Genomic DNA, 24,661 nt, shown 5'->3' on the forward strand with positions numbered 1-24,661 from the left:
CCACCGGAACCTTCGTCCCCCCATCCCCCCAACCCGTCCGCCCGGTCCTCTCCGGCTTCGGCCCGTCCGGTTCCGGCACCCCCACCGGCCACACCCCAGTGCCCCCACGCGCCGCCGACCCCGAGCCGCCCGTCCCCGCCGCGCCCCCGCCGCCGAAACGCCCGTCCTACCTGGTCGAAGGCGACGACGACGAGATGTTCGGCAACGACGAGTTCACCGCGCCCCCGGTTATCGGCGAATGACGTTGACCAGAACCTGACATGTCACATGTCTCACCCTCCGGGTTGAACGGTTCAGGTGCGGTCATACACTCATCGCCGGGTTACAGCGGCGTAACCGCACCCCCATTCGCACGCACCCCCGGGAGTCGTAGCGTGACAACGAACCGTCCCGTCGTCCTGATCGCCGAGAAGCTCGCGCCGTCCGTGCTCGACGTGTTCGGTTCCGAGGTCGAGATCCGCCATGTCGACGGCACCGACCGGCCCGCGCTGCTGTCCGCGGTCGCCGAGGCCGACGCGCTGCTCGTGCGCAGTGCGACGCAGGTCGACGCTGAGGTGCTGAAGGCCGGTGAGGCGCTGAAGGTCGTCGCGCGGGCCGGGGTCGGGCTGGACAACGTCGAGGTGCCCGCCGCCACCGAGCGCGGGGTGCTGGTCGTCAACGCGCCGACGTCGAACATCGTCAGTGCCGCCGAGCACGCCGTGGCGCTGCTGCTGTCGGTGGCGCGGCAGATCCCGGACGCGAACACCACGCTGCAGAACCGGGAGTGGAAGCGCGGGTCGTTCTCCGGGTTCGAGCTGCGGGGCAAGACCGTCGGCGTGGTCGGGCTCGGCAAGATCGGGCAGCTGTTCGCGCAGCGCCTGGCCGCGTTCGAGACCGAGCTGATCGCCTACGACCCGTACGCCTCGGCCGCGCGCGCCGCGCAGCTGGGCACCGAGCTGGTCACCCTCGACGAGCTGCTCGCCCGCGCCGACGTGATCTCGGTGCACCTGCCCAAGACCAAGGAGACCGCGGGTCTCATCAACGCCGAGGCCCTCGCCAAGACCAAGAAGGGCGTCATCATCGTCAACGCCGCCCGCGGCGGTCTGATCGATGAGCAGGCGCTGGCCGACGCGGTGCGCTCCGGCCAGGTGCGCGGCGCCGGTGTGGACGTCTTCACCAAGGAGCCCACCACCGACAACCCGCTGTTCGGTGTGCCCGGCGTCGTCGTCACCCCGCACCTGGGCGCCTCGACGGTCGAGGCGCAGGACCGCGCGGGCACCGACGTCGCCCGTTCGGTGCTGCTGGCGCTGCGCGGGGATTTCGTGCCCGACGCGGTGAACGTCTCGGCGGGCGGCGTGGTCGGCGAGGAGGTCCGGCCGTACCTGGTGCTGACGCAGAAGCTCGGCGCCGTGGTGTCCGCGCTGGAGCCCAAGGCCCCGGAGGCGCTGCAGGTCATCGTCCGCGGTGAACTGTCCACTGAGGACGTCAGCATCCTGCAGCTGGCCGCGCTGCGCGGAGTCTTCTCCGGCATCGTCTCCGACCAGGTGACGTTCGTGAACGCGCCCCGCCTGGCCGAGGACCTCGGCGTGGCCGTCGAGCTGTCGACGGAGACCGAGAGCGCCAACCACCGCAGCCTCGTCACCCTGCGCGCGGTCTACACCGACGGCTCGGTCACGACCGTCAGCGGCACGCTGTCGGGCCTGGCCGGGGTGGAGAAGCTGGTGGAGGTCAACGGCCGCCACTTCGACCTGCGCGCCGAGGGCAACGCGCTGCTGCTGGAGTACCCGGAGCGCACGGGCGTCATGGGCACCGTCGGCACGCTGCTCGGCGAGGCGGGCGTCAACATCGACGCCGCGCAGATCAGCCAGACCACCGACGGCACCGACGCGGTCATGCTGCTGCGCGTCGACCGCGCCGTGGACGCCTCGGTGCTGGAATCGATCGGCGCCTCGGTCGGCGCGCGCGTCGTGCGGCAGATCGACTTCCACTAGTCCGCGCAAGGCCCTCGAAACGGTGCCCGGGGAGCTTTCCCCGGGCACCGTTCGTGTACAAGCGCCCGTGAGATTCCACCCAGAGGGGTGGCGACGTGCGGTACCCGGAGGGCGGACCGGTAGCCTTCGTTCGTCTACCAGGCCCCTTCGGGCCGATAACCCCGGGAGGTGTGTTCATGCGGCTCGCGGTGATCCCAGGTGACGGGATCGGGCCGGAAGTGATCGCCGAGGCGCTGAAGGTGCTGGAGGAGGTCGTTCCGTCCGCTGAGACGACCCGCTACGACCTCGGCGCCGCGCGGTGGCACGCCACCGGGGAGCTGCTTCCCGAGTCGGTGCTCGCCGAGCTGCGCGAGCACGACGCGATCCTGCTCGGCGCGGTCGGCGATCCCTCGGTGCCCAGCGGCATCCTGGAGCGCGGGCTGCTGCTGCGCCTGCGGTTCGAGCTCGACCACCACGTCAACCTGCGCCCGGCGCGGCTCTACCCCGGCGTCAAGAGCCCGATCGCCGACCCCGGCGAGATCGACATGATCGTCGTCCGGGAGGGCACCGAGGGCCTGTACGCGGGCAACGGCGGTCTGTTGCGCAAGGACACTCCCTACGAGATCGCGACCGAGGTCAGTGTCAACACCTCGTTCGGTGTGGAGCGGGTCGTGCGCGACGCGTTCGCCCGCGCCGCCGCGCGTCCGCGCAGGCACCTGACCCTGGTGCACAAGACCAACGTGCTGACCCACGCCGGTTCGCTGTGGTCGCGCGTGGTCGAGGAGGTGTCGTTGCAGCACCCGGACGTCACCGTCGCGTACCAGCATGTGGACGCCACCACCATCCACATGGTGACCGACCCGCAGCGCTTCGACGTGATCGTCACCGACAACCTCTTCGGCGACATCCTCACCGACCTGGCGGCCGCGGTGACCGGCGGCATCGGCCTGGCGGCCAGCGGCAACCTCGACATCACCCGCCGCAACCCGAGCATGTTCGAGCCGGTGCACGGCAGCGCCCCGGACATCGCGGGCCAGGGCATCGCCGACCCGACGGCCGCGGTGCTGTCGGTGGCGCTGATGCTCGACCACCTCGGCGAGAACGAGGCGGCGCGGCGCATCGAGGCGTCGGTGGCCTTCGACCTGGCCACCCGCGACCACGCCTCGCCCGGCGGCACCTACGCCGTCGGCGACAGGCTCGCGGCGCTGGTGTCGTCCAACGCCAAGTCCTCGTTCTGACGCTCAGCCCTCAGCGCCCGTCCCCTTCGGGGGGCGGGCGCTGTTGCGTGCGCGGAAGGCGGCGGTCTTGACGCGGTTCTGGCAGGCGGTGGAGCAGAAGCGCCGGGTCCCGTTGCGCGAGACGTCGAGGTAGGCGCGGTCGCAGGCGGGTGCGGTGCACAGGCCGAGCCGCTCGGCGGCGGGCTCGCCGAGCACGATGGCCAGCGCGGTCGCCATCGACGCCGCCCAGCTGATGTCCCACGGCGCTTCGGGGGCGTGGAAGTGCAGGTGCCACGGCTCGCCGTCGTGGCGGGCGAGGACCGGCGTCGCGCCGGTCTCGCGCAGGAGCCGGTTGACCTCGTCGCAGGCGGTGTCCATGCCGGTGTCGGTGCCCGCCGAGGCGGCGGCGACGACGCGGTGCATACGGGAGGCGTAGCCGGCGAGGGACTCGGCGGCGCTGCGGTCTGGGGGCTCGCTCCAGGCGCTGTTCGCCGCCTTCAGCGCCGCGCCGACGGCGGCGACCGGGTCGGCGGGCGCGGGGTGGGGCCTGCCGCGCCGCTCACCGGGGACGACGGCGTTGACCACCCCGAGGGCGGCGTCCAGCACGGTGTTCGTGTGACTGTCGAAGTCCACTTGACCAGTCACGTCCTCTGCTCGTAGGTTGTCACTGTCGAATTTGTCGACGACAGTTACTGGGAGGGTTCGTGGACACCATATCCGCCCGCGCCTGGCTCGACCGCTGGGACGCGCAGCAGGAGCGCTACATCGCCGACCGCGAGGAGCGCTTCCGCGTCGTGGTCGACGTCGTCACCGCCGCGGTCGACGGCGTCGAGCGGCCGAGGATCGTCGACCTGGGCTGCGGCCCCGGCTCGCTGGCCTCCCGCCTGGCCGCCGCCCTGCCGCACGCCGAGATCACCGGCCTCGACGCCGACCCGCTGCTGCTGGACCTGGCCAGGTCGGCGGGCTGCGAAGGGGTGCGCTTCGAGCGCGCCCTGCTCAACGAACCCGGCTGGGAGGCCGCGGTCGAGGGCCCGTGGGACGCCGTGGTCTCCAGCACGGCCCTGCACTGGCTGGACCCCGCCGACCTGGCCGCCGTCTTCGCCGCCTCCGCCCAGCGCCTGCGTCCCGGCGGCGTCCTGGTCAACGCCGACCACATGGTGCTCGCCGACCCGGTGCAGGCCTATGCCCGCCTGGTGCGCGAGTCCCGGGCCCGGCGGGCCGGGGTGGAGGCGAACGAGGACTGGTCGACGTGGTGGGAAGCCGTCCTCGCCGACGTCGACTCCGACACCGCCAGGGAACACAGCGCCCTGGCGATCTCGCACGACTCCTCCAGCGGGCTGACCGTCGGCCAGTACGTCGAGCTGCTCATCAAGGCGGGCTTCACCGCGGCCGCCCCGGTCTGGCAGTTCGGCGACGACCACGTCCTGGTGGGAGTCCGCTGACTGTGCTGTGTAGACAGTCGCCCAATGGGTGGGAGACGGTGCCCGTGGAGTGGACCGGTCGCGGGTGGGTATGGCACTATCCACCCGTGGCCGCCACTGTCGTGATCATTATCGACGAGCGCGCCGGATAGCCGAAGGAACAACGGCAGCCGGCGCGCAGACCTCTCGCATCCTCAGCGGGGGGTCTTTTTGTTTGTCCGGCCTCACCCACCTAGGAGCACCCCGTGACCCGCACGACGCCCGCAGGCACTCCCCTCGGTGATGCCTTCCACGTGTACGACACCACGCTGCGCGACGGGGCGCAGCGGGAGGGCATCTCCTACTCGGTGGCCGACAAGCTCAACGTCGCCCGGCTGCTGGACGGGCTGGGGGTCGGGTTCATCGAGGGCGGGTGGCCGGGGGCGCTGCCGAAGGACACCGAGTTCTTCGCCAGGGCGGCGGCGGGGGAGCTGGAGCTCAAGCACGCGGCGCTGGTCGCGTTCGGGTCCACCCGCAGGGCCAACAGCAAGGCGCACGAGGACGCGCAGGTCAAGGCGCTGCTGGACAGTCAGGCGCCGGTCATCACGCTGGTCGCCAAGTCCGACCGGCGCCACATCGACCTCGCGCTGCGCACCAGCGTCGAGGAAGCCGCGGAGATGGTGCGCGACACCGTCGCCTTCCTCACCGGTGAGGGGCGGCGGGTGTTCCTCGACGCCGAGCACTTCTTCGACGGCTACGCCTTCGACCCCGACACCGCGCTGCGCGTGCTCGACGCGGCCATGACCGCGGGGGCCGACGTGGCGGTCCTGTGCGACACGAACGGCGGGCAGCTGCCGCTCGGCCTCGCCGAGACCGTTGCCGACGTCGTCGCCCGCACCGGTTTCCGGGTGGGCATCCACTGCCAGGACGACACGTCCTGCGCGGTGGCCAACAGCCTCGCGGCCGTGCAGGCTGGGGCGACCCACGTCCAGTGCACCGCGAACGGTTACGGGGAGCGGGCCGGCAACGCCGACCTCTTCGCCGTGATCGGCAATCTCGTGACCAAGCTCGGCCGCGACGTGCTCCCGACCGGAGCGCTCGGCGAGCTGACCCGGGTCTCCCATGCCCTTGCCGAGATCGCCAACATCGCACCCGACACCCACCAGGCCTATGTCGGGTCGTCGGCCTTCGCCCACAAGGCGGGCCTGCACGCGAGCGCGATCAAGGTGGATCCGGTCCTGTACAACCACATCGATCCGGACGTGGTCGGCAATGACATGCGGGTACTGGTCACCGAGATGGCGGGCCGGGCGAGCCTCGAACTCAAGGGACACGAGTTCGGCCTCGACCTGGCCGCCGAGCCCGAGGCGCTGGGCAGCGCCCTGCGCCGGGTCAAGGAGCTGGAGGCGCGCGGCTGGTCCTTCGAGGCCGCCGACGCCTCCCTGGAACTGCTGCTGCGCGCCGAGCTGGACGAGCGCGGCCACGTCCCGTTCGCCCTGGAGTCCTACCGCGTCATCCTGGACCACCAGGCCGACGGCACGGTGGTCTCCGAGGCCACCGTCAAGGTGCACGTGGCGGGGGAGCGGGTCATCGCCACCGCCGAGGGCAACGGTCCCGTCCACGCCCTCGACGCCGCGCTGCGCACGGCGCTGAGCCCGCGCCTGCCGTGGCTCGACGGCATCGAGCTGACCGACTACAAGGTGCGCATCATCAACCGCGGCTCTGCGCACGGCACCGACGCGGTCACCCGGGTGCTGGTCGAGTCCTCCGACCACGAGCGCGAGTGGACCACCGTGGGCGTGCACGGCAACATCGTGGAGGCCAGCTGGCTGGCCCTGTGCGACGCGCTGGCCCACAAGGCGATGCGGGTCGAGGCCGGGTCTAGGGTCTGATCGTGCGTATCGCTCGAATTGCCCACCCTGACGGAGTCGCGTTCGTCGCCGTCGAAGGCGCCGGTGACGACCTCACCGCCGCCGAGATCGCCGACCAGCACCCGTTCGGCCCGCACACGTTCACCGGCAGGCGCTGGCCGCTCGCCGACGTGCGGCTGCTGGCCCCGATGCTGCCCCCGAAGATCGTCTGCGTCGGCCGCAACTACGCCGACCACGCCGCCGAGATGGGCGGCGAGGCCCCGGCCAGCCCGGTGATCTTCATGAAGCCGTCCACCGCCGTGATCGGCCCGTCGGCGGCCATCCGGCTGCCCGCCGACTCCGCGCGGGTGGACTTCGAGGGCGAGCTGGCGCTCGTCTGGGGCCCGCGCCCGATGCGCGACGTCCCGGCCGCGCGGGCGAAGGACTACCTCCTCGGCTACACCATCGCCAACGACGTCACCGCCCGCGACCAGCAGAAGGCCGACGGCCAGTACACCAGGGCCAAAGGCCACGACACCTTCTGCCCGCTCGGCCCCTGGATCGAGACCGAGCTGGACCCGGCCGACCTCGCCGTGCGCACGGACCTCGACGGCGAGCGCAAGCAGGACGGCCGCACCGCCCAGATGATCCATGACGTCGGCACGCTGGTGGAGTTCATCTCCCGCGTGATGACCCTGCTGCCCGGCGACGTCATCCTCACCGGCACCCCCGCGGGCGTCGGCCCGATCCGCGCCGGTCAGACGGTGTCGGTCACGATCGAGGGCATCGGCACCCTGACCAACTCGGTCGCCAACCGCTAGCGCCGTCCGGGGCGGGCAGTTCCGCGGTCGCGGAACTGTCCGCCTTTTGTCCTTGTCCGTCCGCTCCTGTCGGATACCGTGGCGTTTCCAGCGTCGCGCCAGGGGGCAGGATGCGATCAGGGACGCGAGCGCCGCAGGGCGGCGCGGAGCAGGGCGTACGCGCTCGCCGCGTGCGGCATCTGGCCCTTCTCCACGAGCGCGACGGCGTCGTCGAAGGGCAGCAGGACGACGTCGAGGTCGGCCTCGCCCGGTTCCAGCGACGCCGTGCCCTCGGTCAGGCCGGTGGCCAGGAAGACGTGGTCGACGTGGTTGCTCAGGCTGTCCGCGCCGTGGACTTCGCCCAGCTTCTCCCAGATCTCCGCCGAGAGCCCCGTCTCCTCGGCCAGTTCGCGCCGCGCGGCCGAGAGCGGCCCGCCGTCCTCGGCCTCCACGCCGCCGCCGGGCAGCCGCCACTGCCGAGTCCCGAAGGTGTAGATGTACTGCCGGGTCAGCACCACCCGGTCGGCGGAGTCGATGGCGAGCACGGTCGCCGAGGCGGGCGCGACGACGTGGTCGTAGGTGTCCTCGACCCCATCCGGCCGGATGACGTCATCGCGGCGCACGGCGAAGTAGCGGGAGCGCGCCAGCTCCCGGCTGCCCAGGAGCCGCCACGGTCTGCGGTCTGCCGCGTTCTCGCGGGTGATTGCCATGACGCAATCGAACCAGCCGCCGGACCGCCGCCGATAGGTGCCGGGAGGCGACAACTTTGAGCGAACCGGGCGATCTGCTGCGCACGCTGCGCGAGGAGAAGGGTCTGTCGATCAACAAGTTGGCGGTGAAAGCCAACTACAACAAGGGACAGATCAGCAAGATCGAGAACGGCCTGCGCCCGCTGAACGCCGACATGGCGCGGCACCTCGACCGCATTCTGGAAACCGACGGGCGGCTCTTCCGCGCTGTGAACCCGCCGGAACCGGTGCGAGAGGAGCCCCCTGCGCCTGACGACGACGAGCCGTGGAGCCTCACCTTCGACGGCACCGGGTCGGTGCAGATGGGCTCCGGTCCGTTCGCCGCGGCGAACATACTGCCCAACAGCTGGATGGTGGACGAGGTCGTAGACCAGTTCGACATCCATTTCGAGACGCTCAGGGCGACAGGACACAGGGCGAGCCCCGCGTTCGTGATTCCCCATCTGCTGCTGGCTTTCAACCAGGTCAAGTTCCTGCACCGCGAGACAGCCGCCCCCGAGCTGACCAGGATCGCCTACCGCATAGCCGAGTACACCGGCTGGATGTGCCAGGAGGCGGGCAAGCTCGACATGGCGCGGACGTGGACGGCCATGGCGGTCACACTCGCGACCAAGGTGGGCGATGTCGCCCTGCGCGGGTACGCGCTCGTGCGGGACGCGGAGATGTCCTTCTACGGCGGAAGTCCCTACAAGATCATCACCTACGCCCAGCGCGCCGACGCCGACCCCGGTGCGCCCGCCGCCGTGCGGTCGCTGGCCGCGCAGCGCGAAGCCGAGGGGCACGCGATCCTCGGCGACCAGACCGCCTGCATGGCGGCGCTGGAGAACGCCCAGCGCTGGCACGACGAAGCGGTTCGGGAGGCCGGTCAGCACTTCGGCACGACGAGCCTCGCGGACCCGATCGCCACCAGCCGGGGCTGGTCCATGCTGCATTTCGACCCCGACGAGTCCGCCGGGCTGCTGACCAAGGCCATCGCCGGCATCCCCGCCACCTCGGTGCGCTCGCGGGTCCGCTTCGGGGTGCGGCTCGCCAGGGCGACGTTCCTGCGCGACGACATCGACGGCGCGTGCGCCCTCCTCACCGACCTGCTCGACGACCTGCGACGTACGGACAGCGCCACGGTCAGGTTCGACCTGCACTCGTTGGCCGACACGTTCACCAGGCACCGCAACGCCCCCGCGGTGAGGGACCTGCGTCCGCGGCTCAACGCTTTGCTGCACGTGCAGGACTGAGCGAGGCGCGCAGTGCTTCTACGGAAGCGGGAGTGGTGGAGGCGTGCGGGGACAGGCGGATGTGGTCGGTGCGCGGGGACGCGGCGATTCCGGCGTCCGACAGTGCCTTCGCGGTGGCCGGGATGTCCGGTGCGGTGAAGGTGAGGATGGTCGGGCCGCGGTCCACGATCGGCAGTCCGGCGCTCTGCACCGCGTCGGCGAGTTCGCCCACCCGTTCGGCGATCCGGGACGCGATCGCGCCGACGCCCGCCGACTCGACCAGTTCCAGCGCCTCGGCCAGGGCCGCCGCGGCGATCGGGTTCGGGTTGGTGAGCAGCCAGCTCTCCGCGTCGGCGGCGGGTGGGTGGACGGTGTTGTCGAACACCATGTGCTCGTGCGCGCCGCGCCAGCTCGCGAACCTCGGTGCGATGCGCTCCAGCGCGGTGGGGGACAGCACCGCGAAGCCGGTGGACCAGCCCGCGCGCAGCCACTTCTGCCCGCCGACGACGAGCACGTCCGCGGCGTCCCAGGCGGACTCCACCGCGCCGAAGCCCTGGATGCCGTCCACCACCAGCAGCCGGTCGCCGACGACCTCCCGCAGGGCGGCGAGGTCGGCGGGCCAGCCGGTGCGAAAGTCGACGGCGCTGACCGCGACCGCCGTGGTGTCCGGGCGCAGCGCGGCGGCGACGGCGTCCGGGGTGGGGCGGGCAGTGAGCCAGTCCACCGGGCCGCGGTCCGCGCGGGACCACGGGTAGGTGTTGGCGGGGAAGTCCGCGGCGGGGACCAGGACGCGTCCGGCGATGCCGGAGGCCGCCTGGGCGATCCCGGTGCTGGTGTTGGGCATCAGCACGACCCGCTCGACATCGGCCCCGCTGAGGCGTGCGGCGGCGGCGCGGGCCCTGGCCTCGTGGTCCATCAGCGCGGTGACGGTGCCCGGTCCTGAGCGGACGGCGGCGTCGGTCAGCCGGGCGGTCACCGCGGCGACCGCGCGGCTTGGCGGGCCGAAGCGGGCGAAGTCGAGGTAGCCGGTGGGCTCGGCGAACTCGGCGAGGTAGGTCTCGTGCACGCGGTCTCAGAATCCGATCAGCTCGAAGGCCACCGCGGGCGTGCCGCCGAAGCGCTCCCCGGTCTCCCTCGCCGACTCGCGCAGGAAGGTGTCCGCGTCGGACATCGGGCCGGGGCCCAGGCCCGCCAGGTAGGCCTGGTGGGCGTTGAGGGAGGCGATGCCGCGCTCCAGCGAGTCGGTGACGTCGACGGCGTGGGTCGGGTCGGGCGAGCCGTTCACCGCCACCCAGCGCACACCGCCCCACGGCTCAAGGTCCAGCTCGCGGAAGATCCAGCGGTTGCCCGCGTCGCCGACGGCGTCCAGCAGGGACAGGCCGAGGTTGCGGTGGTCGGGGGAGTTGCGGTGGCCGCCGGGCCAGTCGCCGTAGTTCAGCGTGACCACCAGTTCCGGGCGGTGCCTGCGGATCGCGGCGGTGAGGTCGCGGCGCAGCGGGACGCCCTGCTCGATCACGCCGTCGGCGTGGTCGAGGAACTCCACCTCGGTGACCCCGACCAGCCGGGCGGCCTCCACCTGCTCGCGCTCGCGCAGCGGGCCGCACTCCTCGGGGGAGATGCCGTCGATGCCCGCCTCGCCGCGGCTGGCCAGCACGTAGACGACCGACTTCCCGGCGTCCACCCAGCTCGCGATCGCCGCGGAGGCGCCGTATTCCAGGTCGTCGGGGTGGGCGACGACGGCCAAGGCGCGCTGCCAGTCGGTGGGCATGGGCTGAAGGTCCATGCCCACCGTCCTACCACCGAGGTCGTGTTTCGGGTGCGGGGCACGCGAAACACGACCTATCTCCGCGCGAACGCCGGTGTCGGTTCGCTACGCACCCCGCGGCCCAAGACGAACGCGGGATAGCCGCGCAAACGCGGGAAGCGGTTGAGCAGTCGCACTGGCAGCGGCAACTTGTCGGAGTCGGCGACCCTGACCTCGCCGCGCACCGCCGGTCCGATCGCGCCCCAGTGCGCCAACCGCTGCACGCCCTGGATCACCGCCGTCGCCGGCAGTCTGCGCCTGCGCACCCGCGCGAGGTCGGCGCCGGTGGCCCCGCCCGCCCTGAGCGGCGCGGCGAGCAGGCCCGCGGTGGCGATCGCGTCCTGCACCGCCAGGTTGATGCCGACGCCGCCGACCGGGGACATCGCGTGCGCGGCGTCGCCGATGCACAGCAGCCCGTCGACGTGCCAGCGCGGCAGCCGGTCCAGCTTCACGTCGAGCACCTTGACCTCGTCCCAGTCGGCGAGCGCGTCGACCCGGTCGAGCAGCCACGGTGCGCCAACCCCCAGCTGGCGCACGATGTCGCCGACGTCGCCGGTGCGGGCGGCGGCATCGGTGCCCTTGCCGATGAGCACGGCGCACTGCCAGTACTCGCCGCGGTCGATCATCACCGCGGCCCGGCGCTCGGTGATGTTGCCGATGACGCCGCCGGGGTCGGACTCGTGGCGCGGCAGCCGGAACCACCACACGTCCATCGGCGTCGCCCAGGACTTCGGGGTCAGGCCCGCGGCGGCGCGCAGCACCGACGAGCGGCCGTCGGCGGCGACGGTCAGATCGGCGCGGATCTCGCCGGTCCGCCCGTCGCGCGTGCGGTAGGCGACGCCGACGACCTTGCCCCCCTCGCGCAGCAGGCCCGTCGCCTCGGTCTCCATGCGCAGCGAGAACGCCGGTTCCGCATCGCCCGCGCGCTTGAGCAGGTCCAGGAAGTCCCACTGCGGAACCATCGCGATGTACGGGTGCCTGCCCTTGAGCCGCGACAGGTCGCCGATCTGCACGACCCGGCCCTGGAACGGCAGGCTCACCGCGTCGATGCGCCGCTGCGGGATCTTGGCGAACTCCTCGCCGAGGCCCAGGTCGTCGAGCAGGTCCAGGGTCGGCGGGTGCACGGTGTCGCCGCGGAAGTCGCGCAGGAAGTCCGCGTGCTTCTCCAGCACGGTCACCTCGACGCCCGCCCTGGACAGCAGCAGTCCCAGCACCATCCCGGCGGGCCCGCCCCCGACCACGCACACCGTCGTGCGGTCCATGGTCCCCTCCTTTTTCAACGTTGGTTGAATAATTTCAGGATGCACCCGGAGTCCGGCGCGGTCAAGCGGGCGGGCGGCGTTACGCTCACCACTGCCATGAGCACGCCTAACGCAGACACCCCAGTCCGAGCCCGCTTCTGCCCGTCCCCCACGGGCACGCCGCACGTCGGGCTCATCCGCACCGCCCTGTTCAACTGGGCCTTCGCCCGCAACGCGGGCGGGAAGCTCGTCTTCCGCATCGAGGACACCGACGCCGCCCGCGACTCCGAGGACAGCTACGCCGCGCTCCTCGACGCGCTGCGGTGGCTGGGCATCGAGTGGGACGAGGGCCCCGAGGTCGGCGGCGACTACGGCCCGTACCGGCAGAGCCAGCGCAAGGACCGCTACGCGGAGGTCATCGCGAAGCTGGTCGAGGGCGGCGAGCTGTACGAGTCGTACTCCACGCCGGAGGAGGTGGAGGCCCGGCGCAAGGCCGCGGGCCAGGACCCCAAGCTCGGCTACGACAACGCCGACCGCGACACCACCGACGCCCAGCGTGCGGAGTTCCGCGCCGCGGGCCGCGAACCGGTGCTGCGCCTGCGCATGCCCGACCGCGCCATCACCTTCACCGACCTCGTCCGCGGCGACATCACCTTCCCGGCGGGCTCGGTGCCCGACCCGGTGCTGGTGCGCGCCAACGGCCAGCCGCTCTACACGCTGGTCAACCCGGTCGACGACGCGCTCATGCGGATCACCCACGTGCTGCGCGGCGAGGACCTGCTGCCCTCCACCCCCCGCCAGATCGCCCTGTACGAGGCGTTGCAGCGGGTCGGCGTCGCCGAGTTCACGCCGCACTTCGGACATATGCCGCTGGTGCGCGGCGAGGGCAACAAGAAGCTGTCCAAGCGCGACCCGGAATCCGACCTCTTCGCCTACCGGACCCGAGGATTCATCCCCGAGGGAATGCTGAACTACCTCGCCCTGCTCGGCTGGTCCATCGCGGACGACCGGGACATCTTCACCATGGACGAGATGGTCGCCGCATTCGACATCGGGCGGGTCAGCCCGAATCCGGCGCGTTTCGACCTCAAGAAGGCCGAAGCCATCAATGCCGAGCACCTGCGGGCGCTGCCCGGCGACGAATTCCTCACGCGCGCGATTCCGTACCTGGTCGAGGCCGGTCTGCTGCCCGCGGAGCCGACCGCCGAGCAGCTGGCCACGCTGACCGCTGTCGCACCTCTGGTGCAGGAGCGCGTCATCGTCCTGTCCGACGTCGCGGGCATGGTGCGCTTCCTGTTCACCGACGACGCCGACTTCGCCCCCGAGCCCGATTCCGCGGCCAAGGCGCTCGGCCCGGACGCCAAGCCCGTTGTGGACGCCAGCATCGAAGCGCTTGCGGCGCTGTCGGAGTGGACCACGCCCGCCATCGAGGAAGCGCTCAAGGTCGCGCTGATCGACGGCCTCGGCCTCAAGCCCCGCAAGGCGTTCGCGCCCGTGCGGGTCGCCGCGACCGGGCGCACGGTGTCGCCGCCGCTGTATGAGTCCCTGGAGCTGCTCGGCCGCGAGCGAACCCTGGCTCGACTGCGCAACGCCGTGGCGTAACGCCACGCCGGGAGCCCGCGATATAGGCCTTTCCGCCGATGTCGCGGGCTCTGTGCGCTGGACCGAAAAAGATCTCGAAACATCACCTGCCTAGACGAATCGCGACACCCGCGCCGCGTTCTAACCTGCCTTAATGACTTCAGCGCGGGCTTCTTTGCATGCCGTCGAACATCCCGGACGGCTGCCCGTCCCCGCGCCGCTGCCGCCAACGATTCACGCGGTCTGCCTGGATATCGACGACACGGTGATCGATTTCACCGGCTCGGCCAGAATGGCCCTCTCGGAATTGACCGGGCGCGACGACCTGTGGCCGCAGTGGCAGGCCATCACCGACGACCACCACGCCCGCGCCATGGCCGGGGAGTTCGACCACGACACCATGCGCCGCACCCGCACCAAGGCCTTCCTCAACGCCCAGGGCGCCGACTTCGACGACGCCACCGTCGCCGTCCTGGAAGACCGCCGCCGCGACCGCATGGCCCACCTCTGGCGCCCGTTCCCCGACGCCGCCCCCACCCTCGACTGGCTCAGGGCCGCCGGCCTCAAGATCGCCGCTGTGACCAATGCCACCCACCCCGACCAGCACACCCGCCTGGCCCGCGTCGGCCTCGCCCGCTTCTTCGACGTCGTGATCAGCGCCGGAGCCCTCGGCGTCGCCAAGCCGGACCCCGAGATCTTCTACACCGCCTGCACCGAACTCGGCGTCCCCCCGTCGGCCACCGCCCACATCGGCGACCGCCTCGACCTCGACGCCCACGCCGCCCACCAAGCGGGCCTGCACGGCATCTGGCTCGACCGCACCGGCCACCCCCACCCCGCCCCCCGGGGCATCCACATCATCGACACCCTGGCCGACCTGCCCGCACTCCTCGTCACGGAGTTCCGCACCCCCGACCTCACCACCGGCGGCGCCCTCCCGGCCCAGCGCGCGTAGACCCCCGATTTCCGACTCCGCGGGCCTGTGGTCTAACATCTCTGATGTCAACGAGCACGGCAGAACGGCCCGCAAGGACCAGACGTCAGCCCGCTGGCATTGGGGTATGGTGTAATTGGCAGCACGACTGATTCTGGTTCAGTTAGTCTAGGTTCGAGTCCTGGTACCCCAGCGGAAAGCCTCCAGAAGCCCTCTGGTAAGCTTCCCCCAGCAAGACAGCAAGACCAACTGAATCAAAGTTCCTGGCCCCGTCGTCTAGCGGCCTAGGACGCCGCCCTCTCAAGGCGGTAGCGCGGGTTCAAATCCCGTCGGGGCTACGCGAAGATTGGGAGATCCCTGTCACCGGAAAGCGGTGACAGGGATCTTCGCGTTGTGGAACGTGGGGGCCGAGCCCCCACACCCCCACGGTGCGGGATCTCTCGAACCAGCGTGAGGGCCTACAGGCGAACCAGCGTGAGGGCCTACAGGCGTATCGGCGTGAGGGCCTACAGGCGTACCAGCGTGAGGGCCTACAGGCGTAGGTATCGGTGGTGTCGCCCATGGTGCGGGATCTTTCCGACCCGGCGTGAGGGGCAGGGGTGTAGCGGTGGGGATCTTCTGAGCTGGTGTGAGGGGCAGGGGCTGGGGCGTCGGTGGTGTTGCTCGCGGTGGGGGGATCGCTTGAGTCTGCGTGAGGGGCAGGGAAGTGGGGCACGCGCAAGCGCGTTCACGCCGTCGGACATGCCTCGCGGGCCTCGTGCACCGGCCAATCCGTGCATCTTGGTGTGGGAGTGCGAAAGCTTGACGCGGGCATCGGTCGAGCCCCTACGGTGAAGGAGTGCCTGAGAACTCGGGCAATCTGAGGGGAGTCAACGTGGGTGGGGCAGGAGCGAGCAGAAGTCGCGTTGTGGCAGCGGGGGTTGCTTTGGTGCTGGTTGCTTCGGCGACCTCGGCTGCGGCTCGGGTGCCGGAGGGCGCAGGAGTGGGTGCGGAAGTGGTTGCCGCGCCGTCGTTGTCGGACTTTCGGTTGGTTCGGACCAATGGGGATCTCGCTGGTCGGGTGGAGGCGCTGGATCTGCGGCTGCCGAAGCTTGGTGTGCAGAACATCCTTGACCAGGCCAATCGCTCGGCGGACCCTTGCCAGGTGCCGAAGTCGGCCGACCATCCGTTCCAGCTCCTCACCTCGCGCTTCTACTGCTTCAACGACGGTGACGACGCCACCGCCGAGTGGTTCCCGCAGGGCGTCAGCACGGTGGCCGACGCTCAGGCGGACCAGCAGTGGGGGAGCAAGCAGGCGATTCTCGTCAGTTGGTACAGCAAGGGCGGGAAGGGGGTGCGCGTCTCCTTCCTCGACCCGGCTACGGGGGACTACCAGCACGTGCTGTTGGTGTACCCGTACACCAACAGCAACGGCAATCCCAGCTACGAGGCCGTCACCACCCCGCAGGCCGGTGACGGCGGCAGCGTCCACGCGGGCGGGATTGTCTGGTACGGCAACTATCTCTACGTCGCCGACACCCGGCGCGGGCTGCGGGTCTTCGACATGCGCAGGATCTTCGACATCAAGTCCGCGGGCAGCGGCGATGTCGAGGACTCGTCACGGGTGGGCAGGCACGACAACAAGTACTACAGCTACGGATACCGCTACGTGATGCCGCAGGTCTTCGGCTACTCGCACCCCGGTGGACTGGCCACGCACCCGGCCGACCACGTCTGCAACGCGGGCGGGCCGCAGAAGTTCTCGTCGGTGGCGCTGGACCGAAGCACCACGCCGGACACGCTCATCACCTCCGAATACTGCGCCACTGTCAGCGCCGAGCGCAACGGGCGCGTGGCCCGGTACCCGATGGACGGTGGCAGCGGGCTGCCCGCCATGACCGGCGGCGTCTGGCAGGCGACGGCGGCGCACCGGATGCCCAAAGCCAACACCCAGGGCGCTGTGGCCCACGAGGCGCGCTGGTTCCTCAGCCGCACCGGGCGCGGGGAGCAGGGGGCGGGCTACCTGACCACGGCCACGGCGTCGGGGAGCACCGGGGACCTGGTCGAGACCGGTGACCGCAACGCCGCGATCGGGGTCGAGGACCTGTCCTACTGGCCGGGGTCGGAGGAGATCTTCACCGTCACCGAGTACCCGGACAAGCGCGTCGTGTACGGCGTCACACCGCCGAGCCCCTAGGAAACGCCGACGGCCCCCGGAACTCCGGGGGCCGTTGCTTTGGTCACAGTCGGTTCTGGAGGGCGTCCGCCGCGGCCAGGAGGTCGGCGGCCCAGCGGGCGCCCGGGCGGCGGCCCATGCGGTCGATGGGGCCGCTGACGGAGACCGCGGCCACCACTGAGCCTGTGGTGTCGCGCACGGGGGCGGAAACGCTGGCCACGCCCGGTTCCCGTTCGGCGACGCTCTGGGCCCAGCCGCGACGGCGGACTTCCAGGAGGGCCCGCTCGCCGAAGACGGCTTCCTGGAGCAGGCTTCGCTGCGTCGCCGGGTCGGCCCAGGCGGCCAGGACTTTGGCGCCGGAGCCCGCTGTCATCGGGAGGCGGGCGCCCACCGGGACGGTGTCGCGCAGGCCGCTGGGGGGTTCGGCCGAGCTGATGCAGATGCGGTAAAGCCCGTCGCGGCGGTAGAGCTGGACGCTTTCGCCCGTGCGGTCGCGCAGGCGGGGCAGCACGGCCGCAGCGGCGTCCAGCAGCGGATCGGTGGCGCCGCCCGCGAGTTCGGCGAGCGCGGTGCCCGGGCGCCAGCGGCCGTCGGAGCCGCGGCGCAGGAGGCGGTGCACCTCAAGGCCCACCGCGAGGCGGTGCGCGGTCGCGCGGGGAAGACCCGTGCGCGTGCACAGCTCCGCCAAGCCGCAGGGCTCCTTCGCCACGGCCTGCAGAACCGCCATCGCCTTGTCCAGAACCCCGATGCCGCTATGCTGTCCCACGTCTCGATACTACGTTCCCGTTATATGGGATGTCCAGTCTGTGGGAAGCTGAGTGATGAGCGATGGGTAAGACGCTCGCTGAGAAAGTCTGGGACCACCACGTCGTGCGCCGGGGCGAAGGCGCCGAACCGGACCTGCTCTACATCGACCTGCACCTCATTCACGAGGTGACCAGCCCGCAAGCCTTCGACGGCCTGCGGCTGGCCGGTCGCGGGGTGCGCAGGACGGATCTCACCATCGCCACCGAGGACCACAACGTCCCGACAGTCGGGATCGACCTCCCGATCGCCGACCCCGTGTCGCGCACCCAGGTCGAGACGCTGCGCCGCAACTGCGCGGAGTTCGGCGTCCGGCTGCACCCGATGGGCGATGTCGAGCAGGGCATCGTGCACGTCGTCGGACCGCAGCTGGGCCTGACGCAGCCCGGCATGACGGTCGTCTGCGGCGACAGCCACACCTCCACCCACGGCGCGTTCGGCGCGCTGGCCTTCGGCATCGGCACCTCCGAAGTCGAGCACGTGCTCGCCACCCAGACGCTGCCGCTGCGTCCTTTCAAGACCATGGCGATCACCGTCGACGGCGACCTGCCGCCCGGGGTCACCGCCAAGGACCTCATCCTCGCCGTCATCGCCCGCATCGGCACCGGCGGCGGACAGGGCTACGTCCTGGAGTACCGGGGCGCCGCGATCGAGGCGCTGTCCATGGAAGCCCGGATGACGGTCTGCAACATGTCCATCGAGGCGGGCGCCCGCGCCGGGATGATCGCGCCGGACGACACCACCTTCGAGTACCTCAAGGGCCGCCCGCACGCCCCGTCCGGCGCCGACTGGGACGACGCCGTCGCCGCGTGGCGCCGGCTGCGCACCGACGACGACGCGGAGTTCGACGCCGAGGTCGTCATCGACGCCGCCGCGCTCGCGCCGTTCGTGACCTGGGGCACCAACCCCGGCCAGGGCCTGCCGCTGTCGGCCGCCGTGCCCGACCCCGAGGCGATCCCCGACGAGAACGAGCGCTTCGCCGCCGAGAAGGCGCTGGCGTACATGGGGCTGACGCCCGGCACCCCGCTGCGCGAGGTGAACGTCGACACGGTGTTCCTGGGCTCCTGCACCAACGGACGCATTGAGGACCTGCGTGCCGCCGCCGACGTGCTGCGCGGGCACCGGGTCGCCGCCGGGGTGCGGATGCTCGTGGTGCCCGGCTCCATGCGGGTGCGCGCGCAGGCCGAAGCCGAGGGCCTGGACGAGGTCTTCACCGAGGCCGGAGCCGAATGGCGGCAGGCGGGCTGCTCCATGTGCCTGGGCATGAACCCCGACCAGCTGGCCCCCGGCGAGCGCAGCGCGTCCACATCGAACCGCAACTTCGAGGGCAGGCAGGGCAAGGGCGGGCGCACCCACCTGGTGTCCCCGCTGGTAGCCGCCGCGACGGCGGTCCGCGGCACCCTGTCCTCCCCGGCCGACCTCTCCTCCTAAGGAACCCCCATGGAGCCCTTCACCAGCCACACCGGGGTCGGCGTGCCCCTGCGCAGGTCCAACGTGGACACGGACCAGATCATCCCGGCGGTCTACCTCAAGCGGGTCACCCGGACCGGCTTCGAGGACGGCCTGTTCGCCGCCTGGCGGGCCGACGAGCACTTCGTGCTCAACTCCGAGCCCTACCGGGCGGGCAGCGTGCTCGTCGCGGGCCCGGACTTCGGCACCGGCTCCTCGCGCGAGCACGCCGTCTGGGCGCTCAAGGACTACGGCTTCCGGGTGGTCCTGTCCGCCCGCTTCGCCGACATCTTCCGCGGCAACGCCGGCAAGGCGGGCCTCGTCGCGGGCGAGCTGGAGCAGTCCGACGTCGAGCGGCTGTGGAAGCTGCTGGAGTCCGAGCCCGGCACCGAGGTGACCGTGGACCTGTCGGAGAAGACCGTCACGGCCAAGGAGTTCACCGCCCCCTTCCAGATCGACGACTACACCCGTTGGCGGCTCTTGGAAGGGCTCGACGACATCGCCCTGACCCTGCGCCATGAGACCGCCATCGGCGCGTTTGAGCAGGCCAGGCCCAAGTGGAAGCCGGTGACGACTCCCGTTTCCGGGTAGTTCCGAAGGGGGCCGGAAGTCCTGCGAAGGCCCCGGGATTCCGGCCCCCGACCCCCTCTCGAATACCTCCCGACACCGCCCACGCGACCCCCTAAGACCCCGCCTAGGACCCCCCCGGTTTGCGAACCTCGGATGGTCCAAGGAAAAATTAGGGCGCGTCGCGTGGAAATTGCGCGTCCAAAGGAATACGGTGACCTGAAGTCGGCCTCATGGGCCGTGACGGCAGCGTGACTTCAACGGCAGTGGTCTCAACTGTGGAGGACTGAAGCGTGAACAAGGCCCAACTCATCGAGGCGCTTACGGAGCGGCTGGGCGACAAGAAGGCCGCAGGCGCTGCGGTCGACGGTCTCGTCGACGTGATCGTTCGTACGGTCAACAAGGGCGAGAAGGTCAACATCACCGGGTTCGGCGTCTTCGAGAAGCGCGCCCGCGCCGCTCGCACCGCCCGCAACCCGCGCACGGGCGAGACCGTGAAGGTGAAGAAGACCAATGTCCCCGCCTTCCGCGCGGGCACGATGTTCAAGGAGGTCGTGAGCGGGGCCAAGAAGCTGCCCAAGGTCGCGGCCGCCAAGGCGGGCGCCGCCCGCACCACCACCGCGCGTGCCGCGGCGGGCACGGCCACCAAGGCCGCCACCACCCGCAGCACCACCACGCGGACCCGCGCCGCAGCGGCGAAGCCCGCCGCCGCCACCAAGGCGACGACGACCCGCGCGACCAAGACCGCGGCCGCCAAGGCCCCGGCGAAGACGGCGGCCGCCAAGCCCGCCACCACGCGCGCGAAGGCCACCACGGCCAAGGCCGCCACCCCGGCGAAGACGACCCGCACGCGGGCCACCGCCGCCAAGGCGACCACCGCCAAGGCCGCCCCCGCGGCGAAGGCCACCCCGGCCAAGAAGGCGACCTCGGCCGCCACCAAGGCCAAGGCCCCCGCCAAGCGGGCGTCCGCCGCCAAGAAGTAAGTCCGGAAGTGGTCGGTCCGGCACTGACCGGACGCTGATCGCGAGAGCCCCGCACGCAGGCCACGTGCGGGGCTCTCGGGCTTTCCAGGGGTATGTGCGCTGTTCGCGGGCCATTGCGCCGCGCCTGTCCGGTACCGCTTCACCCGCTCACGGCGCTGGTTCGTAATGCGCTCCCACGAGCTTGTCCCCATCGAATGCGAGCAGCCACGCGCTGCCCTTCTTCGCCGGAACGCCTTCCACACCGGACTCCACCCCGAGCGCGGCCAACAGACCCGGGATAGTCCCGCCCTGGCTGCACACCACAGCGGGCCCGTTCTGCGAAGCGATCTCCAGAAGCCTCGTCAGCGCACCATCGGGGTTGTCCCGGTATCCCACTTCCCCAAGTGGGGCTTCGGGCCTCAGCGGGCGATCTGGAAGGGCAATGAGCGGGCGGATGGTTTCCGAACACCGCCGGTTCGGCACCGCGTGCAGGTATTCGGGGGAGAACAGCCGCAGAAACCCGGTGAGCCGCTCGACTTGCCGAAGACCGCGTTCGGACAGCGGACGCTCGGCGTCGTCACCTTCCCATTCCGACCTGTTGCCCGCGTGCGCATGGCGCACCAGCAGCACCGTCGCGGCCTCCGGGGCGATGGCGAAAGCGGCGAGCACATCGCGGTCCTGGTGGTAGGTCAGCAGCTCGACCGCGTCGGCGACGGGCAGCCAGCGCAGTTCGTCCACCTCGTCATTCGCCGCGAAAGCCCCGGACGCCGCCCGCGCGGAGAAGTAGTCGACCGTCTTGTCCGAATCGCCGACGCGATAGGCGACTTGGCCGAGGTGGCGGCCGAGGACGGCGGTGTACCCGGTCTCCTCCAGCACTTCCCTGACCGCGGCGGAGTAGACGGTCTCGCCGGGGTCCAGCTTGCCCTTGGGCAGGCTCCAGTCGTCGTAGCGGGGGCGGTGGGCGACGGCGACCTCCACCCCGGTCCCCGAACGGCGCCACAGCACGGCGCCAGCCGCTCGAACGCGCATCGGTCAGTCCCTCGGACGGTGCTGGGCCAGGATCGCGGGCATCTCGGCCTGGTGGTCGCGCACGTCCTCGGAGTCGGCGGGCGAGGCCGTCCAGTCGCCGTTGCCCGCGAGCACCCAGCAGCGGGTCGCGGGGTCCAGCGCGGAGTCGAAGACGCTCGCCAGCTGCCCGCACAGCCGCCGGTCGGTCACCCGCACCATCACCTCGACGCGGCGGTCGAGGTTGCGGTGCATCATGTCCGCGCTGCCGAACCAGTGCTCGTCGGCGCCCACGAACCACACCATCCGCGAGTGCTCCAGGAACCGGCCGAGGATCGAGCGCACGCGGATGTTCTCCGACAGGCCCGGGATGCCCGGCCGCAGCGCGCAGATCCCGCGCACGACCACGTCCACCGGCACACCGTGCTGCGAGGCGCGGTACAGCGCGTCGATCACCTGTTCGTCCACCAGGGAGTTCACCTTCATCTTCACCCCCGCGGGCTTGCCTGCCGCGGCGCGCTCGATCTCGCCGTCGATGTGCTCGACGATGCCGCGCCGCACGCCGTGCGGGGCGACCAGCAGGCTGCGGTAGTGGTCCTGGCGCGCGTAGCCGGTGAGGACGTTGAACAGGTCGGTGAGGTCGGCGCCGATCGCGGGCTCGGCGGTCAGCAGGCCGACGTCCTCGTACAGGCGCGCGGTCTTCGGGTTGTAGTTGCCGGTGCCGATGTGGCAGTAGCGGCGGATGGTCGAACCCTCCTGGCGCACCACCAGCGACGTCTTGCAGTGCGTCTTGAGCCCGACGAGCCCGTAGACGACGTGCACGCCCGCCTTCTCCAGGGTGCGCGCCCACTTGATGTTCGCCTGCTCGTCGAAGCGCGCCTTCAGCTCGACCAGGGCCACGACCTGCTTGCCGGCCTCGGCGGCGTCGATGAGCGCGTCCACGATGGGCGAGTCGCCGGAGGTGCGGTAGAGCGTCTGCTTGATGGCCAGCACGTGCGGGTCGTTGGCGGCCTGCTCGATGAAGCGCTGCACGCTGGTGGAGAACGAGTGGTACGGGTGGTGCACCAGCACATCGCCCTCGCGCAGCCGGGCGAAGACGCTCTTGGGCGTCTCGCCCTCGGCGAAGGCCGGGTGCGTGGTGGGCACGAACGGCGGGTCCTTCAGCTCCTTGCGGTCGACCCCGTAGATCCCCCACAGGCACGACAGGTCCAGCAGGTCGCGCACGACGACGACGTCGTTCTCGTGCACGTCCATCTCGCGCAGCAGCAGCTCAAGCATGTGGTCGCTCATGTCGTCGGCGACCTCCAGGCGCACCGGCGGGCCGAAGCGCCGCTGCGCCAGCTCCCGCTCCAGCGCCTTGAGCAGGTCCTCGTCGCGGTCCTCCTCGACCTCGAGGTCGGCGTTGCGGGTGACCCGGAAGGCGTGCACGTCGATGATCTCCATGCCGGAGAACAGCATCCGCAGGTGCGCGGCGATCAGCTCCTCCAGCGGCAGGAACACCGCGGTGCGCTCGTCGGGGCTGCGGTCGACGCGCACCAGCCTGGGCACGTTGTCGGGCACCTTCACGCGGGCGAAGCGCGGCGTGCCCTCCTCGGGGTCGAGCACGGTGACGGCCAGGTTCAGCGACAGGCCGGAGATGTAGGGGAAGGGGTGCGCCGGGTCGAAGGCCAGCGGCGTCAGCACCGGGAAGACCTGGTCGCGGAAGTAGGACGACATCTTCGTCGCCTGCTCCTCGGTCAGCTCCGCCCAGGTGGCGATCCGGATGCCTGCGTCGGCCAGCGCGGGCCGCACGTGCTCGGCGAAGGCGCGCGAATGCTGCTCGACCAGCTCCTGGTTGCGCTTGGCGATCCAGGACAGCTGCTCGCGCGGGGTCATGCCGTCGGCGCTGCGCACGGACAGGCCGGTCTCCATCCGCCGCTTGAGCCCGGCGACCCTGACCATGTAGAACTCGTCGAGGTTGGAGGCGAAGATGGCCAGGAACTTGGCCCGCTCCAGCAGCGGCTCGGAGGAGTCCTCGGCCAGGGCGAGCACCCGGGCGTTGAAGTCCAACCAGGACAGTTCCCGGTTGAGGTACCGGTCGTCCGGCAGGTCGGTGACGACCTGCGCGCGGGTGGCCGCAGGCGGCGCCGACGGCAGGCTGCGCGGCTCCGGGGCGGGCGGCTCCGAGGTGGGCTCTGCTGGGCTGTTGTCCGTGGTCACGTCCGCATTCTCCGTCACGGCCGCGGCTTTGGCCCCGTCAGCCGGATGAATTCTCGGCACGAGCCCCTGGTGCGCTGCGCCACAGCGCCGCGGTGGCCGCGCCGAGGCCGAGACCGGCCGCCGCCGCGAGGTCGGCGGCGGTGTCGACGTCGCGGCGCAGGGAGGCCAGGTCCGCGCCCACCGCGACGGCGGACTCGCCGTGCCTGGCCGCCGATCCGGGGCCGAAGCGCGGGTCCAGCCGCTGCCCGGGGGCGCCCACCAGCAGGACGGTGCCGGTGCCGGTGTGGTCGGGCACGTAGGCGCGCCTGCCCGCGGCTTCGGCCAGCGCGGCGCCCAGGTCCGCCGGGACCAGCGCGGGCAGGTCGGCCTGCAGGGCGGCCACGGCCGAGCCGGGGTCGCGCGAGCGCAGCACCCGCGCGCCGAAGCGCAGCGCGGCGTTGAGGCCGGGCAGGCCGCGCTCGTCAAGGCATTCCGCGCCCGTTCCGGCGAGGCCTGCCACCACGCGCTCGTCCTCGCACACGACCAGCACCGAGCGCACCCCGGGCGCGGCGACGGCCGCGGCGACGGTGTCGCGCACCACGGCCAGCACCAGCGCCCGGTGCTCGGGATGGGCCCCGCGCAGCCGCGACTTGGCCCGGTCGAGGTGCTTGACCGGGATCACCACATCGCTCACCGTGGGCGTCACGGTGAGCCATCCTCGCTGATCCCCGCCCGGCCACCCCGCTGGACCCGTGCCCAGGGCGCAGGTCAGACTCTCACCTCAGCACCGACGCATGAGGAGGAC

The 24,661-nt window shown here is 71.4% G+C and carries 21 protein-coding genes, 2 tRNA genes and 1 pseudogene; 15 read left to right on the top strand and 9 right to left on the bottom strand.

Annotated features, from left to right (window positions below):
- The 3 genes and pseudogenes from ACFPM7_RS27500 to ACFPM7_RS27510 form a co-directional block, all read left to right on the top strand.
- A pseudogene (locus ACFPM7_RS27500) lies at window positions 1-242 on the top strand (hypothetical protein); the annotation flags it as partial.
- Between the two features lie 132 nt (window positions 243-374).
- Complete coding sequence (serA, locus tag ACFPM7_RS27505) at window positions 375-1,970, top strand: phosphoglycerate dehydrogenase (protein WP_378250710.1); 1,596 nt, start codon at window positions 375-377, stop codon at window positions 1,968-1,970.
- 176 nt (window positions 1,971-2,146) lie between these two features.
- The gene (locus ACFPM7_RS27510) at window positions 2,147-3,187 is read left to right on the top strand and encodes a 3-isopropylmalate dehydrogenase (RefSeq protein ID WP_378250711.1); all 1,041 of its coding nucleotides are present in this window, start codon (window positions 2,147-2,149) and stop codon (window positions 3,185-3,187) included.
- 3 nt (window positions 3,188-3,190) lie between these two features.
- On the opposite strand, the gene ACFPM7_RS27515 is transcribed toward ACFPM7_RS27510, so the two are convergent.
- On the bottom strand, window positions 3,191-3,811 hold the full coding sequence (locus ACFPM7_RS27515; protein ID WP_378250712.1) for a CGNR zinc finger domain-containing protein: 621 nt from the start codon (window positions 3,809-3,811) through the stop codon (window positions 3,191-3,193).
- A 59-nt stretch (window positions 3,812-3,870) separates the two neighbouring features.
- On the opposite strand from ACFPM7_RS27515, the gene ACFPM7_RS27520 reads away from it, so the two are divergent.
- From ACFPM7_RS27520 to ACFPM7_RS27530, 3 genes are all read left to right on the top strand, one after another.
- Window positions 3,871-4,608: a class I SAM-dependent methyltransferase gene (locus ACFPM7_RS27520; protein WP_378250713.1), complete on the top strand. Its 738-nt coding sequence runs from the start codon at window positions 3,871-3,873 to the stop codon at window positions 4,606-4,608.
- A 224-nt stretch (window positions 4,609-4,832) separates the two neighbouring features.
- On the top strand, window positions 4,833-6,458 hold the full coding sequence (gene cimA, locus ACFPM7_RS27525) for a citramalate synthase (protein ID WP_378250714.1): 1,626 nt from the start codon (window positions 4,833-4,835) through the stop codon (window positions 6,456-6,458).
- A gap of 2 nt (window positions 6,459-6,460) precedes the next feature.
- Complete coding sequence (locus ACFPM7_RS27530) at window positions 6,461-7,237, top strand: fumarylacetoacetate hydrolase family protein (RefSeq protein WP_378250715.1); 777 nt, start codon at window positions 6,461-6,463, stop codon at window positions 7,235-7,237.
- A gap of 116 nt (window positions 7,238-7,353) precedes the next feature.
- On the opposite strand, the gene ACFPM7_RS27535 is transcribed toward ACFPM7_RS27530, so the two are convergent.
- Entirely contained in the window at window positions 7,354-7,926 is a 573-nt protein-coding gene (locus ACFPM7_RS27535) for an NUDIX domain-containing protein (RefSeq protein WP_378250716.1), read from the bottom strand.
- A 56-nt stretch (window positions 7,927-7,982) separates the two neighbouring features.
- Here ACFPM7_RS27535 and ACFPM7_RS27540 point away from each other — a divergent pair, with 56 nt between their 5' ends.
- Complete coding sequence (locus tag ACFPM7_RS27540) at window positions 7,983-9,197, top strand: helix-turn-helix domain-containing protein (RefSeq protein WP_378250717.1); 1,215 nt, start codon at window positions 7,983-7,985, stop codon at window positions 9,195-9,197.
- Here the strand turns inward: ACFPM7_RS27540 and ACFPM7_RS27545 are convergent.
- The 3 genes from ACFPM7_RS27545 to ACFPM7_RS27555 are packed head-to-tail and all read right to left on the bottom strand — an operon-like array spanning window position 9,169 to window position 12,242.
- A complete protein-coding gene (locus ACFPM7_RS27545) occupies window positions 9,169-10,242 on the bottom strand; it encodes an aminotransferase class V-fold PLP-dependent enzyme (protein ID WP_378250718.1) in 1,074 nt (357 codons plus the stop codon). The genes ACFPM7_RS27540 and ACFPM7_RS27545 overlap by 29 nt on opposite strands.
- Window positions 10,243-10,248: 6 nt before the next feature.
- Complete coding sequence (locus ACFPM7_RS27550) at window positions 10,249-10,959, bottom strand: PIG-L deacetylase family protein (RefSeq protein ID WP_378250719.1); 711 nt, start codon at window positions 10,957-10,959, stop codon at window positions 10,249-10,251.
- 56 nt (window positions 10,960-11,015) lie between these two features.
- Window positions 11,016-12,242 carry an FAD-dependent oxidoreductase gene (locus ACFPM7_RS27555; RefSeq protein ID WP_378250720.1) on the bottom strand — a complete coding sequence of 409 codons (1,227 nt, stop codon included), beginning with the start codon at window positions 12,240-12,242 and terminating at the stop codon, window positions 11,016-11,018.
- A 96-nt stretch (window positions 12,243-12,338) separates the two neighbouring features.
- Between ACFPM7_RS27555 and gltX the strand changes: the two genes are divergently transcribed.
- The 5 genes from gltX (at window position 12,339) to ACFPM7_RS27580 (ending at window position 16,912) form a co-directional block, all read left to right on the top strand.
- Window positions 12,339-13,823 carry a glutamate--tRNA ligase gene (gltX, locus tag ACFPM7_RS27560; protein WP_378250721.1) on the top strand — a complete coding sequence of 495 codons (1,485 nt, stop codon included), beginning with the start codon at window positions 12,339-12,341 and terminating at the stop codon, window positions 13,821-13,823.
- A 133-nt stretch (window positions 13,824-13,956) separates the two neighbouring features.
- A complete protein-coding gene (locus tag ACFPM7_RS27565; protein ID WP_378250722.1) occupies window positions 13,957-14,757 on the top strand; it encodes an HAD family hydrolase in 801 nt (266 codons plus the stop codon).
- Between the two features lie 100 nt (window positions 14,758-14,857).
- Window positions 14,858-14,929, top strand: a tRNA-Gln gene (locus tag ACFPM7_RS27570).
- 72 nt (window positions 14,930-15,001) lie between these two features.
- Window positions 15,002-15,074, top strand: a tRNA-Glu gene (locus ACFPM7_RS27575).
- Window positions 15,075-15,880: 806 nt separating this feature from the next.
- Window positions 15,881-16,912 carry an LVIVD repeat-containing protein gene (locus ACFPM7_RS27580; protein WP_378250723.1) on the top strand — a complete coding sequence of 344 codons (1,032 nt, stop codon included), beginning with the start codon at window positions 15,881-15,883 and terminating at the stop codon, window positions 16,910-16,912.
- Between the two features lie 43 nt (window positions 16,913-16,955).
- Here the strand turns inward: ACFPM7_RS27580 and ACFPM7_RS27585 are convergent, their stop codons facing one another.
- Window positions 16,956-17,657: an IclR family transcriptional regulator gene (locus ACFPM7_RS27585; RefSeq protein ID WP_378250724.1), complete on the bottom strand. Its 702-nt coding sequence runs from the start codon at window positions 17,655-17,657 to the stop codon at window positions 16,956-16,958.
- Window positions 17,658-17,719: 62 nt separating this feature from the next.
- Between ACFPM7_RS27585 and leuC the strand changes: the two genes are divergently transcribed.
- The 3 genes from leuC to ACFPM7_RS27600 all read left to right on the top strand — a co-directional run bounded on the left by leuC (window position 17,720) and on the right by ACFPM7_RS27600 (window position 20,694).
- Entirely contained in the window at window positions 17,720-19,126 is a 1,407-nt protein-coding gene (gene leuC / locus ACFPM7_RS27590; protein ID WP_378250725.1) for a 3-isopropylmalate dehydratase large subunit, read from the top strand.
- A 9-nt stretch (window positions 19,127-19,135) separates the two neighbouring features.
- Entirely contained in the window at window positions 19,136-19,735 is a 600-nt protein-coding gene (leuD, locus tag ACFPM7_RS27595; RefSeq protein WP_378250726.1) for a 3-isopropylmalate dehydratase small subunit, read from the top strand.
- Between the two features lie 269 nt (window positions 19,736-20,004).
- Complete coding sequence (locus ACFPM7_RS27600) at window positions 20,005-20,694, top strand: HU family DNA-binding protein (RefSeq protein ID WP_378250728.1); 690 nt, start codon at window positions 20,005-20,007, stop codon at window positions 20,692-20,694.
- A gap of 147 nt (window positions 20,695-20,841) precedes the next feature.
- Here ACFPM7_RS27600 and ACFPM7_RS27605 read toward each other — a convergent pair whose 3' ends face one another.
- From ACFPM7_RS27605 to cofC, 3 genes are read right to left on the bottom strand one after another with little or no spacing between them, the layout of a single operon-like run.
- Window positions 20,842-21,651, bottom strand: a complete 810-nt coding sequence (locus ACFPM7_RS27605) for an NUDIX hydrolase (RefSeq protein WP_378250729.1) — start codon at window positions 21,649-21,651, stop codon at window positions 20,842-20,844.
- 54 nt (window positions 21,652-21,705) lie between these two features.
- Window positions 21,706-23,877, bottom strand: a complete 2,172-nt coding sequence (locus ACFPM7_RS27610) for an RNA degradosome polyphosphate kinase (protein WP_378250730.1) — start codon at window positions 23,875-23,877, stop codon at window positions 21,706-21,708.
- A gap of 37 nt (window positions 23,878-23,914) precedes the next feature.
- Window positions 23,915-24,562, bottom strand: coding sequence for a 2-phospho-L-lactate guanylyltransferase (gene cofC / locus ACFPM7_RS27615; RefSeq protein ID WP_378250731.1), 648 nt, complete (start codon window positions 24,560-24,562; stop codon window positions 23,915-23,917).
- Between the last annotated feature and the right edge of the window lie 99 nt (window positions 24,563-24,661).

Source organism: Actinokineospora guangxiensis (assembly GCF_042657845.1).
Lineage (GTDB): Bacteria > Actinomycetota > Actinomycetes > Mycobacteriales > Pseudonocardiaceae > Actinokineospora > Actinokineospora guangxiensis.

Coding starts and splice junctions, on each gene's coding strand:
- ACFPM7_RS27565 (WP_378250722.1), top strand. CDS start 13,957: ATGACTTCAGCGCGGGCTTCTTTGCATGCCGTCGAACATCCCGGACGG.
- leuD (WP_378250726.1), top strand. CDS start 19,136: ATGGAGCCCTTCACCAGCCACACCGGGGTCGGCGTGCCCCTGCGCAGG.
- leuC (WP_378250725.1), top strand. CDS start 17,720: ATGGGTAAGACGCTCGCTGAGAAAGTCTGGGACCACCACGTCGTGCGC.
- ACFPM7_RS27510 (WP_378250711.1), top strand. CDS start 2,147: ATGCGGCTCGCGGTGATCCCAGGTGACGGGATCGGGCCGGAAGTGATC.
- gltX (WP_378250721.1), top strand. CDS start 12,339: ATGAGCACGCCTAACGCAGACACCCCAGTCCGAGCCCGCTTCTGCCCG.
- ACFPM7_RS27555 (WP_378250720.1), bottom strand. CDS start 12,242: ATGGACCGCACGACGGTGTGCGTGGTCGGGGGCGGGCCCGCCGGGATG.
- ACFPM7_RS27535 (WP_378250716.1), bottom strand. CDS start 7,926: ATGGCAATCACCCGCGAGAACGCGGCAGACCGCAGACCGTGGCGGCTC.
- ACFPM7_RS27550 (WP_378250719.1), bottom strand. CDS start 10,959: ATGGACCTTCAGCCCATGCCCACCGACTGGCAGCGCGCCTTGGCCGTC.